General features: G+C 54.0%; 16 protein-coding genes, 1 tRNA gene and 1 pseudogene. 6 read left to right on the top strand and 12 right to left on the bottom strand.

All coding sequences use genetic code 11. The features are described from left to right. Both VAE48_RS05895 and VAE48_RS05900 read right to left on the bottom strand, forming a co-directional pair. Window positions 1-543: pseudogene (locus VAE48_RS05895) on the bottom strand (hypothetical protein); the annotation flags it as partial. 96 nt (window positions 544-639) lie between these two features. Beyond that, window positions 640-1,125, bottom strand: a complete 486-nt coding sequence (locus VAE48_RS05900; protein ID WP_322792391.1) for an adenosine-specific kinase — start codon at window positions 1,123-1,125, stop codon at window positions 640-642. Window positions 1,126-1,238: 113 nt separating this feature from the next. On the opposite strand from VAE48_RS05900, the gene VAE48_RS05905 reads away from it, so the two are divergent. Next, window positions 1,239-1,961: a queuosine precursor transporter gene (locus VAE48_RS05905; protein ID WP_322792392.1), complete on the top strand. Its 723-nt coding sequence runs from the start codon at window positions 1,239-1,241 to the stop codon at window positions 1,959-1,961. Here VAE48_RS05905 and rsmI read toward each other — a convergent pair. The 8 genes from rsmI to VAE48_RS05945 form a co-directional block, all read right to left on the bottom strand. Continuing rightward, window positions 1,939-2,622 carry a 16S rRNA (cytidine(1402)-2'-O)-methyltransferase gene (rsmI, locus tag VAE48_RS05910; protein ID WP_322792393.1) on the bottom strand — a complete coding sequence of 228 codons (684 nt, stop codon included), beginning with the start codon at window positions 2,620-2,622 and terminating at the stop codon, window positions 1,939-1,941. The two genes, VAE48_RS05905 and rsmI, sit on opposite strands and share 23 nt — an antisense overlap. A 26-nt stretch (window positions 2,623-2,648) precedes the next feature. Beyond that, a complete protein-coding gene (locus VAE48_RS05915; protein ID WP_322792394.1) occupies window positions 2,649-3,452 on the bottom strand; it encodes a polyphosphate kinase 2 family protein in 804 nt (267 codons plus the stop codon). 123 nt (window positions 3,453-3,575) lie between these two features. Then, the gene (locus VAE48_RS05920) at window positions 3,576-4,331 is read right to left on the bottom strand and encodes a YceI family protein (protein WP_322792395.1); all 756 of its coding nucleotides are present in this window, start codon (window positions 4,329-4,331) and stop codon (window positions 3,576-3,578) included. 125 nt (window positions 4,332-4,456) lie between these two features. Then, window positions 4,457-5,068, bottom strand: coding sequence for a recombination mediator RecR (recR, locus tag VAE48_RS05925; RefSeq protein WP_322792396.1), 612 nt, complete (start codon window positions 5,066-5,068; stop codon window positions 4,457-4,459). Between the two features lie 13 nt (window positions 5,069-5,081). After that, window positions 5,082-5,432: a YbaB/EbfC family nucleoid-associated protein gene (locus tag VAE48_RS05930; RefSeq protein ID WP_322792397.1), complete on the bottom strand. Its 351-nt coding sequence runs from the start codon at window positions 5,430-5,432 to the stop codon at window positions 5,082-5,084. Between the two features lie 36 nt (window positions 5,433-5,468). Continuing rightward, window positions 5,469-7,133: a DNA polymerase III subunit gamma/tau gene (gene dnaX / locus VAE48_RS05935; protein ID WP_322792398.1), complete on the bottom strand. Its 1,665-nt coding sequence runs from the start codon at window positions 7,131-7,133 to the stop codon at window positions 5,469-5,471. Window positions 7,134-7,155: 22 nt separating this feature from the next. After that, the gene (locus VAE48_RS05940) at window positions 7,156-7,563 is read right to left on the bottom strand and encodes a DnaJ family domain-containing protein (protein WP_322792399.1); all 408 of its coding nucleotides are present in this window, start codon (window positions 7,561-7,563) and stop codon (window positions 7,156-7,158) included. A 27-nt stretch (window positions 7,564-7,590) separates the two neighbouring features. Further along, window positions 7,591-8,112, bottom strand: a complete 522-nt coding sequence (locus tag VAE48_RS05945; protein WP_322792400.1) for a lamin tail domain-containing protein — start codon at window positions 8,110-8,112, stop codon at window positions 7,591-7,593. Between the two features lie 98 nt (window positions 8,113-8,210). Here VAE48_RS05945 and VAE48_RS05950 point away from each other — a divergent pair, with 98 nt between their 5' ends. Together VAE48_RS05950 and VAE48_RS05955 are read left to right on the top strand one after the other, a co-directional pair. After that, window positions 8,211-8,687, top strand: a complete 477-nt coding sequence (locus VAE48_RS05950) for an NYN domain-containing protein (protein ID WP_322792401.1) — start codon at window positions 8,211-8,213, stop codon at window positions 8,685-8,687. Between the two features lie 274 nt (window positions 8,688-8,961). Beyond that, window positions 8,962-9,038, top strand: a tRNA-Arg gene (locus VAE48_RS05955). Between the two features lie 66 nt (window positions 9,039-9,104). Here VAE48_RS05955 and VAE48_RS05960 read toward each other — a convergent pair. Further along, on the bottom strand, window positions 9,105-9,467 hold the full coding sequence (locus VAE48_RS05960; protein ID WP_322792402.1) for a hypothetical protein: 363 nt from the start codon (window positions 9,465-9,467) through the stop codon (window positions 9,105-9,107). 195 nt (window positions 9,468-9,662) lie between these two features. On the opposite strand from VAE48_RS05960, the gene VAE48_RS05965 reads away from it, so the two are divergent. The 3 genes from VAE48_RS05965 to VAE48_RS05975 all read left to right on the top strand — a co-directional run bounded on the left by VAE48_RS05965 (window position 9,663) and on the right by VAE48_RS05975 (window position 11,326). Beyond that, window positions 9,663-10,082: an Hsp20/alpha crystallin family protein gene (locus VAE48_RS05965; RefSeq protein ID WP_322792403.1), complete on the top strand. Its 420-nt coding sequence runs from the start codon at window positions 9,663-9,665 to the stop codon at window positions 10,080-10,082. Window positions 10,083-10,299: 217 nt separating this feature from the next. Next, a complete protein-coding gene (locus tag VAE48_RS05970) occupies window positions 10,300-11,082 on the top strand; it encodes a biotin--[acetyl-CoA-carboxylase] ligase (protein WP_322792404.1) in 783 nt (260 codons plus the stop codon). Window positions 11,083-11,107: 25 nt separating this feature from the next. Next, the gene (locus VAE48_RS05975) at window positions 11,108-11,326 is read left to right on the top strand and encodes a hypothetical protein (RefSeq protein WP_322792405.1); all 219 of its coding nucleotides are present in this window, start codon (window positions 11,108-11,110) and stop codon (window positions 11,324-11,326) included. 6 nt (window positions 11,327-11,332) lie between these two features. Here VAE48_RS05975 and VAE48_RS05980 read toward each other — a convergent pair. Next, on the bottom strand, window positions 11,333-13,386 hold a 2,054-nt coding region (locus VAE48_RS05980), incomplete at its 5' end, for a DNA gyrase subunit A (RefSeq protein WP_322792406.1).

Below are 13,386 nucleotides of genomic sequence, written 5' to 3' on the forward strand. Positions count from 1 at the left end.
CTGAAAGGTCATTTCCAGATAAAAATTGGTCAGTTCCGGCCATGTCAGACGCCAGCCATCCGTGGTGGTCAGGCCGGTCAAGAACATCACCCCATCACTGAAGGAAATTTCGGTGAATTTGTCACTTCCCATTGGCCAGTTATTATCCTTATCCATGTTATCTGTCCAGCTGGCTGGCCCCAAACGCGCCACCGGATCGTTTGGTGAAGGCGTGAAAGCAATTGTCGCCGTCGGCTGAAGGGTTGCTGTAGGAGTCGGCAAGGGTGTTTCGGTAGGCAGGGCTGGCGGTTCGGTCGGTGAGGGCTGAACCTGAGTCGGCTCGGCAGTTTCCGTAGGTAAAAGCGGAGTTTCGGTAGGGGGAATGGTCGGCAGAGGCTGGGTGGGTTGAAGTACCGCATCTTCGGTTGCGGTTGGCATGGTGGTCAGGATAGCGGCCACCTGAGTGGCAATGGTATCTTCATCCGGTGTTGGCATCGGCTGGAACAATCCCCCGCAGCCTGCCAGCAAAAACAGGGCAAATAGGGCGGCAATCATCTTTTTCATTGTTTCCATCATCCTTTTAACTTTTCGTGAAATTCTGTATATAAAACAGGACGGTTTTCAGCCTGCGCCGGTTCCCGATTACAGAAATGGAATGACTTATGCCTTATACCCAATTTGCCGCAAAAAGTTTTTACGCCATGCAATATCCTCTTCCCCTTCAATCCCCTTCGGGCTGAAACCGTCAATCACACCCAAAATACCGCGCCCCTGATCGCTATGGGCAACAATCACCTGGGTTGGATTGGCAGTAGCGCAGAAAATCCGGCACACTTCCGGCACAGTGCGCAGCGCGTTCAGCACATTAATCGGGTAATATCCGCTGCCGAGGAAGAGGATAAAAGAATGGCCGGCGCCAATTTTTTGAGCATTCTTCTGCGCCAGTTCAATCATCTGTTCATCTGTTCCGCTCCAGCGAATCAGGCACTTGCCAGAAGCCTCGCAAAAGGCCAGCCCAAAGCGGATGCCTGGCACCGTACCAACCAGCGCTTCGTGAATATCCTCTACGGTCTTGATGAAGTGCGACTGTCCCAATACAAAATTGATCTCTTCCGGTTTTTCAATGCTGACCAATTCCAGTTCCATGGGTTGATCTCCTTTCTCTCTTAATTTTACCCATAAATGGTAGAATTACCGGCGTCAGGCAATGGAAATCCTGACGAAATCCGTTCATGAGCAGGTGAAACCAGAAGGATTTTATGCAAAACGAAACCAACCGGACTTATCGTTATTTTGATTGGGTAATGGCTTTGTTCGTCACCGTGCTGATTATCAGCAACATTGCCTCGTCAGCCAAAATTATTGATTGGGGGGTTTCTATCTTCGGTTTGCGTCTGGCGTTCGATGGTGGAACCATCCTCTTTCCCATCTCCTACATTTTTGGGGATGTGCTGACCGAAGTGTACGGTTTTCGGCGCGCCCGCCGCGTGATCTGGACCGGTTTTGCCATGCTGGCGCTGACCGCCTTTGTCCTCTGGCTGGTGCGAGTTATGCCGGGTGAAGCCACCTGGCAGGAGTATGCCGGACAGCAAGCCTACGAAGCCATCCTCGGCGGCATCAGCAGCGGCGGAATTGTGCTGGCCTCGCTGGTGGCCTATCTGGCTGGCTCCTTCAGCAACTCCATCGTTCTGGCGCGCATGAAAGTGATAACCCGCGGGCGGTTTTTGTGGATGCGCACCATCGGCAGCACGCTGGTGGGCGAGGGGGTGGACACCCTGATTTTCATCTTCGTTGCCACGCTGGCGGGGGTCTTCCCATGGGAATTATTTGCCACCTTGACCTTCACCAACTACATCTTCAAGGTCGGTATTGAAGCGATTATGACGCCTCTTACCTATCAGATCGTCAATGCCCTCAAGCGGGCTGAAAACGAAGACTATTTCGACACCCACACCCGCTTCACGCCGTTTGCGGTCCGGTGAATTTACCGGCAATCACCACCACATACTCACCGCGGATTGGCTCTTTCTTGAACACCTCAATCAGGTCAGCCAGCGTACCGCGGTAAACCGCTTCAAACATCTTGGTCAGATCATTAGCAACGGCTGCCGGGCGGTTACCGAACACCTGCAAAGCATCCGCTAAAAAGGCTTGCAGACGGTAGGGACTTTCATAAAAAATCAGCGTATGCGGGCTGTCCTGATCCACTGCCAGAAAACGCCGACGCGCCCCGCTCTTTCGCGGCGGAAAGCCGCGAAAAGTAAAGCTGTGCACCGGTAGACCGGAAAGCACCAGCGCGGCGATCAGCGCGGTTGGTCCGGGTATGACCGTCAGCGGAAGGCCGGCTTCAATCACCCGGCGCACCAGGAGATAACCCGGGTCAGAAATTGCCGGTGTACCGGCATCCGTCACCAACGCCAGCGAATACCCTTCTTTCAATAAATCCAGCAGGCGGGGCAGGGCACGTTCTTCGTTATCTTCGCGGAAGGATATCTGTCGCTTGGAAATGCCGAAATGTTTGAGCAGCATGCCCGTCTTGCGGGTATCCTCACTGACCACGTAATCCACCTGATTCAGGGTATCCAGCGCACGCTGGCTGATATCTCCCAAATTTCCAATTGGCGTAGAAACTAAATATAACACCGATGTATCCCCTCGCCGCCAGGTTCTTATTCGATCACAACCTTGCTCAAATCTTCTTGAGGAGCGGGATACCGCATATTCAGCCCCTTGAGCGCATCAACCAGCACACTGGCAATCACCAGATTGCGGTACCACTTCTTGTTGGAAGGCACAATGTACCAGGGCGCGTAGTCGGTGCTGGTTTTGTTCAGCACATCCTCATAAGCCTGCATATATTCCGCCCAGCGAGCGCGTTCTTTCAAGTCGCCCACATTGAACTTCCAGTGTTTGGTCGGGTCATCCAGACGCGCCTGCAGACGTTTTTTCTGTTCGTCCATATCAATGTGCAGGAAGAACTTGAGAATCAGCGTACCTTCATCGGCCAGCAAACGTTCAAAATCGTTGATATGGGCGTAGCGGCGTTTCCAGACATCTTCCGGCACCAGCCCGTGCACCCTGACGACCAGCACATCCTCATAATGGCTGCGATTGAAGATGACAATCTCACCCCTGGCGGGCGTCTGTCGGTGTACCCGCCAGAGATAATCATGGTCCAATTCCTCCGGCGTTGGCACCTTAAAATTGGCAACCCGCACCCCCTGGGGATTGACTCCATCGAACACGTGGCGGATGACGCCGTCCTTGCCGCTGGTATCCATCCCTTGCAGCACAATCAGCACCTTGTGTTTGTGTTCGGCGTATAACAGTTCCTGCAAAGTTTCCAGCTCGCGGTTCAGTTCCTGCAGCCGTTCTCTGCCTTCATCTTTGCCGCCATCGAACGAGTCAGTTTCATCCGCATCCCAATCCTTCAATCGAATCTTCTGTTCCGGTTTAACGCGGTATTTGTCCATCGTTTTCTCCTCCGTCAGGTGAACTGATTTGATTATAGCCGTAAGCGGCACAAACCTGCCCATCAAAAACGGGATGGAAGCGTGGCCTTCCATCCCGTTTTACTTAAGACCTGCCAGTATGCCTTAAGGGCGGGCAACAAAATCGAAGGTTAGTTTTACCTCATCCTCAGTATTCAGCACACCCAAAATCGAAATTGGGCCAACCCCAAAATCACTCATTAAAAGGGTGGTGGTCGCTGTACCGGTCAGGGTGTCGCCGCTCAATTGAGCGGTGATGTCAAAGGCCACCTCGCGGGTTACATCCTTGACGGTCAGGTTGCCAATCACCCGAAAGGCGTATGGCGTCGCCTCACTGTATGCCTGGGGCAACCCCTCCACCCGCAGCGGCTCGAAACGGGCAATCGGGTAGCGCGCCGATTCCAGCCATTGATTACGAATCACCCCATCCCGGCGGGACGAGTCGGACTTAAACTGGCTGATATCCACCTCAATCACACCGATGCTGCTTTCCGGCGGGTTGGAGAGATTGGCGTACACCTCGCCACGCACTTCGGTGGTTACGCCCACTGCCACTGCAAAGCGGTTATTTTGGTTGATAAAAGTTTCACCAACCTCATAGGTTACACGGGATTCACCCGGTACAATTTTGTAAATGACGGTTTGGTTCTGCTCGCCATTGCCTGTTTCACTTACGGCTGTTTCGGTTACTTGAGGCTCGGTGAGTTCCACCGTCGGCTCAGGGGTAGCCGGCATGGTGGGCAAGGGCGTTGGGGAGCTGCTTTCCAGGGTGGGGGTTGACACCTCTGCGGCATTCGGCGCACAGGCAGAACCAACCATCAGTACGAACAGCAAAAACAAGATGGATACAGATTTTTTCATTTTTGTTCTCCTTTTTGGAGGACCAAATTGTCCGTATGGGTAGATAGAATAGAATAAAGTTTATCCTATTAGTATTAATTCAAAATGAAAATGTATACCCCTCAGGGGTTGGATTGCAGACCCTCTCAGGAACCCAGTTCCTGTCGGCCCGCCAAAGCGCGCAGCAAGGTGTTCTGATCGGCGTATTCCAGATCGCCCCCTACCGGCAAACCGCGCGCCAGACGGGTGATGCGCACGCCACTTTTTGCCAGTTGCTGCTGAATGTACAGCGCAGTAGCGTCCCCTTCCATGCTGGGATTGGTCGCCAGAATCACTTCCTTGACCTTTCCGCTCCTCACCCTTTCCAGCAGCGGTTTGATTTTCAAGTCATCCGGCCCAATCCCTTCAATGGGAGAAAGCACCCCGTGCAAGACATGGTAACGGCCAAAATAACCGGCGGTGCGTTCCAGCGCCAGCACATCCAGCGGTTCTTCCACAACACAGATCACCCCCTCATCGCGTTGTGAACTGGCACAGATATCACAAATTTCCTGGCCGGCGCGGGTAATGTTGAAGCACACCTGACACAAGCCGGTGTCACTTTTCAACGCCAGCAGGGCCTCAGCCAGCGTGCGCGAAATTTCTTCCGGTGCCCGTAGCAGATAAAAGGTCAGCCGTGAAGCGGTCTTTGGCCCAATTCCGGGCAGACGCTCAAAAGCCAGAGTCAAATTTTGGACAGCATCCGGTAAGATTGGCATTCCAAACGCACCATCAGAGTCCCAAACCAGACAGCCCGCCCGCCAGCGGCCCCATGCGTTCTTCCGCCAGTTTGCGCGACTGTTCCAACGCCAGATTGACACCGCTGAGCAACAAATCTTGCAGCATTTCCACATCGGCGTCTTTGAGCAGATCGGGGGCAATCTCAATCCCTTTGCACACCTGTGCGCCGGTCATGGTCACCTTGACTGCCCCACCCCCCACCGAGGCGGTGACCGTTTCCACTTCTAATTGGGCCTGCGCGGCTTCCATTTGTTCCTGAAGTTTGCGAATCTGCGCCATCATTCCGCCGCCCATCCCACCTGCGGGCACAGCACCGCGATTGATTCCTTTTCCTTTTGCCATTCCTGCCTCCTTAACCTCTTTTACCCGAAATTTTAATCACTCTTTATGCACAATTTTTCCACCAAGGCGTAAGGCTGTACTGACCATCCCATCCGCTTCGATATCGCCATCCAACTGCAGGTTACTGCCCTTGCCCTGCACCACCACACAGGCAATTTGAACCTCGACCCCCAGCACATCCTGAATGGCTTTTCGGGTAATCTTGAGGTTGTTGCCTTTTTCCATCATGGTTTTGAGCACCTCACTGCCAAACCCCAATTGCAGCACCCCATTGCGCATGGTAACATATTTGCAGGAATTGAGCAGGCCGTCCACCGGTGAGCTTTGAGTTTTCACCCGCTGACGGATTTTCTGCCAGTTCTCCAGAATGGTTTGCAATTGAGTAGCAGACCCGCTTTCAGGCTGGTCAGGTTGATCATCATCTGCCTGCCCGGCCTGAGCAGGAACTACGCCAAGCTGTTGCTCTGCTGGCGCATCGGGTGCGGATGGCTCGCCGGCCGGTTGGGTGGATGTTTCCTCTTTTGAAGCCGGAGTTTTATGCGCCTTTTCGGTTTTGACCGGCAAAGGGACATTGACCACCGCCGGTTCAACGGAATGCACAGGCTCACTTTGCGAGGCAGGCGTCGGTTCACTGACCAGCTGAGCCAGTGCCATTTCCAGCGGCAGGGCCGGCTGCCAGGCACTGCGCTGATCGGCAGCGGCAGCATTAAAGGCTTGAATGGTTTCAAGCAGGGTTTGTGTGGTAAAACGGCGGGCATGATTGGTCATTTGCGCCTGCTGTTCGGGCGTGGCTTCGATCAGTTCACCATTGCCCATCCTCACCAGCAATAAATTGCGGCAGTAATCCACCACCTGACGGGCAAACTGGCGCGGATCACTGCCACCATCCAACGCGGCGTGAATGGTGCTTAATCCATTGGCCGCATCCCGTTCAAGCAAAGCTTCCACCAGTTCGATGACCGATTGACTGGCAGCCGTCCCCAACACCTGCTGGGCATCTTTCAGACGAATGGGAGCGCCAGTTGAAGCCAGTTGATCCAGCAGGGAAATGGCATCCCGCAGGCTGCCGGTTGCCTGACGGGCGATCAGCGTCAGGGTTTCCTCATCCACATCCACATGCTCCTGCCGGCACAGGTGTTGAAGATGCTGCACAATCAGCCGGACGGGGATGCGCCGGAATTCATGCCGCTGGCAGCGCGAAAGCACCGTAGCAGGGATTTTATGAATCTCAGTGGTTGCCAGGATGAAAATGGCGTGCGGCGGTGGCTCTTCCAGCGTTTTCAGCAAGGCGTTGAAAGCCGCTGTCGAGAGCATGTGAACCTCATCAATAATGTACACTTTGTATTTGCCCTGCGTCGGAGCAAAATTGATCTTGTCGCGCAGGTCACGCACATCATCCACGCTGGTATTGGAAGCAGCATCAATCTCAATCAGGTCAAGAAATCGGCCGTTGTTGACCGCCTGACAATGCTCGCAGCGATCACACGGGCGATCCGCCGGTGATTCAGCGAGGCAGTTGACCGCCTTGGCCAGCAGACGGGCAGTAGTGGTTTTGCCGGTACCGCGCGGCCCGGCAAACAGGTAGGCATGTCCCACCCGCTCGCTGCGAATGGCATTTTGCAGAGTCTGGACTACATGATCCTGCCCGACGACCTGATCCCACAGACGTGGACGCCACTTTCGATACAGTGCTTGCGACATGATTACCTGCTTTTCATGAATTCTAATCGGAAACAGGCTGCGCCCGTTCCACTTCCTGTTCAAGATTCAAAGATGTCACCTGAAAACGATCCAAAGGCACCCCTAAATTGTACCGGAAAATTCGCCGGTTCAAGCGGTCAATTTGGCTTTTGGCCCAATCCTTTACCTCCATTACATTTGCAGAGCGCAGCCCTAAAGCAAGTTGAGCGCGGAATTGCTGTACTTCTGCCTCAATCTCTTTTCGTTCTTCCAGCCATGGCAGGCTAAAGCCGTTCTGACGCAACAGCGAAAAAGCCATGCGCCATTCGGGCGGTTCAAAAGGATTTTCCTGCCATTGCAACGGTTTACCCTTACCGGGCAGGTTATCCCATTGACCGCTTTCAATTGCCGAGCGTATTTTTTCTTCGGCGACCCATTCAAAGATGTTCATCTTTCAGCCCACCCTGACGAAACCTGTTCAGGGCACATTGTAGGTGGCCCGCAGGCCGCCCTGCCAGTCGTATAAGGAAACCAAATCGCCGCTACGAAAAACAGCTTGGTTTGAACCCCAGAACAATTCCATCACCGTATTGTTGCCCGCGCGGCTGTACAAACGCACAGCGCCGCCTTTGTTCAACAGCAGGTAGGGAAAGACATACTCCGCCCCGCGCCCGTTGCTGATCTTCCAGCCGGTCAGCAGCAATTCGCCTTCACCCACCCGCCTCAGGAGGACGGCCTCGTTTTGCAAATCCCCTGCGCCGATCACGGTTTCAATCAGGATGACCGGTTCATCTGCGGGAGGCAAAGTGGCATCGCCAGGCAGAGCCGGCTGGATGGAATTGCCGGCAGGGGGAATACCACCCGTGCCGCCCACACTGACCGGCAGCGGCTGTACCGGGCGCAGGCTGCGATCCCACAACAGTAAAACGGTCAGCGTAGTCGCCGCCGAGATGATGATATTCAGAATCAAAAAGGGAATAATGCGTTTCCAGCTTCTCATAACGGGAAGGCACGTCTTTCCATTCAGAAAGTAAAGGTTATCGTTAGATAGAATCATAGCATACTTTTCCAGTAAAATGAGGGCAGAGGAAGTACCCAATGCCTTATCTGATTGACGGACACAACCTGATTCCGCACATCGGCGGCCTGCGGCTGGAAAGCCCGGATGATGAACAACACCTGATTCGCCTGCTGCAGGCATTTGCCTCAACCCGGCGGCAAAAAGTTGAAGTGTACTTTGACCGCGCCGCCGTGGGCAAAGCCGGGCATCAGTCCTTTGGACAGGTTACCGCCCACTTTGTGGTGCGGGAGATGACTGCCGATGCAGCCATCTCCGCCCGCCTCAAACAACTGGGAAAATCGGCAACCGGTTGGACAGTGGTCAGTTCCGACCGCGAGGTTCAGGCTGCTGCCCGACGCTGGGGAGCGCAGGTTCTTCCCAGTGATGAATTTGCCCGCCAGTTGATCAACAGTCAGCGCCGGCCGCAGCGGGAAGAAAAACCCCAGCCAACCGCTGCCGAGGTTAAAGAAATGCTGCGGTTATTCAAAAAGAAGCGGAATGAAAAATCGGACTGAATTATAAGAAAACTCTTATAGATTTTTAATACAATTTGGACAAAATTAGTGTATATTAGCAATGACACCAACACTTACTGGTAGATGGTGTCAATCCACCCAAAAGGCCGTTCAGCGTGTCCCCCCCACGTTGAAACACAAGCCTTCGGTGGAGTTCCCTCCCTGAGGATCGGCAGGCGTGTCCCCCCCCACGCCTGCCGGTTCGTTTACATCAAGTTAAAGATTGTCATCTTGCATCGTGGAAATGCCAATGCTATAATCCGGCAAGATCAAAGCCCCCGTAGCTCAAAAGGACAGAGCGAGGCACTCCTAACGCCGAGGTTGTGGGTTCGACTCCCGCCGGGGGCACCAGTATTTCAATAAAAGAAACCCCGCAAGACTTCATGCGGGGTTGTTTTTTGTGAAGTGAGGATTGGTTCAGTTACCGAATTCTCCGCCCTCTTCGTCGTCATCAAGATCAATTTCGATCTCGGTTTCCTCGTGTTTGCGGCGCACCCACAGGAGTAGCACCTGTCCCTGCTCGGTTTCCACCGACTGAGCCGCCATGATCGGTACGCGTTCTTCCATGCCCAGCGGGTTACGGTAATGAAGGTAGATGTGATTTTGCCTGTACCAGGCACGGTGGCAGCGCTCGACCAGCGCCGCGCCGTTGAAGGTTCGCAGGCGGGTCAGCGCCAGGTCATACAGCGATGGGCTTTCATTCAAACCCAGCGCCCACCCATCATCAATCGTTTCAAAGTCGGGGGTTGGTCCTTCAATAATTGTGATTCGATCGTCCATTTTTTTCTTGCTCCAAGCGGTTATCATACCACAATTTCAGCAAGCTGCGCTTTCAAATTTACAAGGTTGAATTGGAAGCCTTTTTTACTGATAAAAGTTTTACATTTCTCTGATTCAATAACAATAAAAAAAACCTAAAATCGGCTGTAAATTACCTCATTGGATGAGGCAATGAATCAAAACTGGAGGAACAAAATGAGCATTTACTGGATCAATCCCTATGCCCGCCGTATGGCTCGCCGTCACTGGATGGAACGCATGGCAGAGGACTGGCAGGAAGAACAGGGGCAGGTTTTCTTCCCGGCCGATGTGCTGGTTTCCGAAAACGGCTATACCATTACTGCTTTACTGCCCGGTGTCCAGGCAGACGACCTGAACATTCAGGTGGTGGATAATCGCGTTACGATTCAAGGGAACCTGAAAAACGACCGGCAGGAAAATGCCGAGTATTTGCTGGCCGAACGCCCCAGCGGACGCTTTTGCAAGACGATTGACCTGCCCGAAGCGGTGGATTCCAACAAGGCTGAAGCCAGTCTGAAAGATGGTGTGTTGACCCTGTTTGTCCCCAAAGCCGAACACGCCCGCCCCAAAACCATCAAAGTCACCGCGCGTTAATCTTACGGCAAATACAGCAGTATCCCTTTCGCAGTCCAGGGCAGGGAGGGTTACTGCTGTTTTTTTTTATTTTTTAAGGCCCAACCTGAGATAAAGAAGGATTGAAATCAACTCCACCATCAAATACCTCTTCCCTCCAAACTGGACAGCTCAGGGGGAACTGGTTTTTCGCTCTCCTTGCTGAGGTCATTACCGTTGTTTCGAGTACAATTAAGGCATGTCTGAAAGAGCTATATTCGATTCATTGAAAGATTTACCGCTTCCAGAAGTGCGTTTCTACCCCGAAACCGGCTCAACCAATCAAGACGCTTTGGATTGGGCAGCCCAAGGAGCCCCCGATTTAGCCCTTATCGTTGCCGACCATCAAACCGCCGGCCGCGGACGGCTGGGCCGATCCTGGTTCACACCGCCCGGCGCAGCCCTGGCCTTCAGCCTGATTCTGCGTCCGGCCCTGCCGCAACCCGACCTGCTCCCGCTCTACTCACCGTTAGGTGCACTCAGCGTCGCCATGGTGCTGGAGCAAATTTACGCCTTGCAACCCCTCATCAAGTGGCCCAACGATGTGCTGCTCAACCAGCGCAAAGTGTGCGGCGTGCTGGCTGAGTCCCTCTGGCAGGGGAATGGGTTGCAGGCAGTCGTGCTGGGCATCGGCATCAATGTTGCACCTGCTTCAGTGCCTCCCCCCGATCAAGTCCTCTTCCCGGCAACCTGTGTTGAGGATGCAGTCGGCACAACCGTCAACCGCTGGCATTTACTGGCAGAAGTGCTGAAAACGGTCATTCACTGGCGCGATTTGCTGACCACCCCTTCCTTCCTCACCGGCTGGCAGCAACGGCTGGCCTTTAAAGGGGAAAAGGTGCGGCTGGAAAATCCCGGCGGAGAAACCTTTGAAGGGATTTTGCTCGGCATCAACCCCTTCGGACATTTGCGCCTAAAAATGAACGATGACAGTGAACAAACCTTCACGGTCGGTGACCTGAAATTGAGGCCTCTCTCTTGAGCGCCTTCTCAACCGGAGGATTTAAATGTTAGATGATCTGCGCAATTCCGCTTTCGAAGAATTACCGGAGGAAGAACAGACCCCGCTACTGGATCAAATTAAGCCAACCCGCACCATCGCAGCCCGGCGCACCTTTCTAGGACTGACCGCGCCGCAGCGGTTTGTCATTGCACTGTTGCTGCTCATGATGACCTGCGTGATGGGGGTACTCTGTCTGGTGCTGACCGGACGGATCTGGGTGTAAACAATCTCACGTCCCGTTCTCGCCGTTCTTTTCCTCTTCCGCCTTTTGCAGTTCCCGCGCCGAAATCCGCGCAACCGAAGTTACGCTGTCGTCATCTGCCAGAACCATCAGCCGTACACCGCGTGTCGAGCGCCCCGTGCGGCTGATGTCCTTCACCTTCATGCGGATGATCAGCCCGTTGGCTGAAACCAGGGTGATATCGTCATTTTCTTCCACCACCCGCACGGCGGCAATTTTGCCAATTTTTTGCAGATTCTTCTGGTTAATGGTAGTCACACCGCCGGTATTGCGGCTTTTGGGCGGATATTCGCTGAGGGGGGTGCGTTTGCCAAAGCCGCGCTCGGTGACCACCAGCAATTCGGCGTTGGGCTGCACAACCTCCATACCCGCCAGTTGATCGTCTTTGCTCAAACGAACGCCGCTGACGCCGGCAGCCTGCCTGCCCATGACGCGCACTTCGTTTTCATTGAATCGCACGGCCTTGCCCTGGGCCGTAACCAGAATAATATCGTCACTCCCGCTGGTGATGCGCGCCCAACCCAGCTCATCACCATCTTCCAGACCGATTGCAATCAGACCAGAAGGGCGCACACTGGCAAACTCGGCCAGCGCCACGCGTTTAACCCGTCCCTTGACGGTTGCCATGGTGCAATATTGGGCTGCCTGAAAATCCGTCACAGCCACAGCTGCGGTAATTTTTTCATCCGCTCCTAGCGAAAGGACATTGACCATTGGAATGCCGCGGTCGGTGCGGCCGGCATCCGGTATCTGATACACTTTTTCAGAATAGACTTTCCCCTTGTCCGAAAAGAACAGGATGGTATTCAGCGTGCGCGCCGGTATGACCATCAGGGTTTCATCTTCTTCCTTCAGGTTTTGACCGGTTACGCCACGCCCGCCGCGCATCTGCGTACGAAAGGCGCGCGCCGCCACGCGTTTAATATAACCGCGCTGCGTAATCATGATTAAGACGTGTTCATCGGCAACGAGGTCTTCTTCGTTGAAAGTTTCACTGGCTTCTGCAAGCAAAAGAGTGCGGCGGGCGTCCGCGTACTTTGCGCTCACATCCTGCAAGTCGGTTTTGATCACGTCCAGAATTTTATTGGGTGAAGCCAGCAAATCTTCCAGATAGGCAATCCGTTCCAGCAAGGAACGGTGTTCTTCTTCGATCTTTTGGCGTTCCAGGGCTGCCAGCCTTCTCAACTGCATGTCCAGAATCGCCTGCGCCTGCATTTCAGTCAATTTGAAGCGCGTAATCAACCGCTCGCGGGCGGTTTCCACATCCGGCGATTGGCGGATAGTTTGAATGACCTCATCCAAATTGGCCAGCGCGATCAGCAACCCTTCCAGAATGTGCGCCCGCTGGCGCGCCTTTTCCAGTTCAAACTGAGAGCGGCGGGTAATGACTTCAATGCGATGTTCGATATAAATCTGTAAAGCGCGCTTGAGGGTTAACAAACGCGGTTCGTTATCCACCAGCGCCAGTAAGTGCGCTCCGAAAGTGGTCTGCAACGGTGTATATTTGTACAACTGGTTGAGCACCTTGCGCGGCTGCGCTCCGCGGCGCAGCTCGATGACAATGCTCATCCCGCGCCGGTCGGACTCATCGCGCAGGTCGGAAATGGCATCCAGGCGCCCCTCGCGCGCCAGTTCGGCAATGCGCTCGATCAAACTGGTTTTGTTGACCTGAAACGGAATTTCGGTAATGACAATCTGATAGCGTCCGCCACGCATCTCTTCGATATGCGCCTGCCCGCGCACAGTCAACCGTCCGCGCCCGGTGGTGTACATCTGGCGGATGGCTTCCTGCCCGACAATCACCCCGCCGGTTGGAAAATCCGGGCCGGGCAGAAAACGCATCAAATCTTCAATGCTGACTTCGTCCATCTGATCGTAATGATCAATCAGATAGATCAAAGCATCGGTCAATTCGCGCAGGTTGTGCGGAGGAACATTGGTTGCCATCCCCACCGCAATTCCCGCCGAACCGTTCAAAAGCAGGTTGGGCAGCCGCGCCGGTAAAACAACCGGTTCCCGCAACGAGCCGTCAAAATTATCGG

The sequence above is a fragment of the Bellilinea sp. genome (assembly GCF_034432615.1).
Taxonomy (GTDB): Bacteria; Chloroflexota; Anaerolineae; order Anaerolineales; family Anaerolineaceae; genus Bellilinea.

Coding starts and splice junctions, on each gene's coding strand:
- VAE48_RS05900 (WP_322792391.1), bottom strand. CDS start 1,125: ATGGAACTGGAATTGGTCAGCATTGAAAAACCGGAAGAGATCAATTTT.
- VAE48_RS05905 (WP_322792392.1), top strand. CDS start 1,239: ATGCAAAACGAAACCAACCGGACTTATCGTTATTTTGATTGGGTAATG.
- VAE48_RS05915 (WP_322792394.1), bottom strand. CDS start 3,452: ATGGACAAATACCGCGTTAAACCGGAACAGAAGATTCGATTGAAGGAT.
- VAE48_RS05920 (WP_322792395.1), bottom strand. CDS start 4,331: ATGAAAAAATCTGTATCCATCTTGTTTTTGCTGTTCGTACTGATGGTT.
- recR (WP_322792396.1), bottom strand. CDS start 5,068: ATGCCAATCTTACCGGATGCTGTCCAAAATTTGACTCTGGCTTTTGAG.
- VAE48_RS05930 (WP_322792397.1), bottom strand. CDS start 5,432: ATGGCAAAAGGAAAAGGAATCAATCGCGGTGCTGTGCCCGCAGGTGGG.
- dnaX (WP_322792398.1), bottom strand. CDS start 7,133: ATGTCGCAAGCACTGTATCGAAAGTGGCGTCCACGTCTGTGGGATCAG.
- VAE48_RS05940 (WP_322792399.1), bottom strand. CDS start 7,563: ATGAACATCTTTGAATGGGTCGCCGAAGAAAAAATACGCTCGGCAATT.
- VAE48_RS05945 (WP_322792400.1), bottom strand. CDS start 8,112: ATGAGAAGCTGGAAACGCATTATTCCCTTTTTGATTCTGAATATCATC.
- VAE48_RS05950 (WP_322792401.1), top strand. CDS start 8,211: ATGCCTTATCTGATTGACGGACACAACCTGATTCCGCACATCGGCGGC.
- VAE48_RS05960 (WP_322792402.1), bottom strand. CDS start 9,467: ATGGACGATCGAATCACAATTATTGAAGGACCAACCCCCGACTTTGAA.
- VAE48_RS05965 (WP_322792403.1), top strand. CDS start 9,663: ATGAGCATTTACTGGATCAATCCCTATGCCCGCCGTATGGCTCGCCGT.
- VAE48_RS05970 (WP_322792404.1), top strand. CDS start 10,300: ATGTCTGAAAGAGCTATATTCGATTCATTGAAAGATTTACCGCTTCCA.
- VAE48_RS05975 (WP_322792405.1), top strand. CDS start 11,108: ATGTTAGATGATCTGCGCAATTCCGCTTTCGAAGAATTACCGGAGGAA.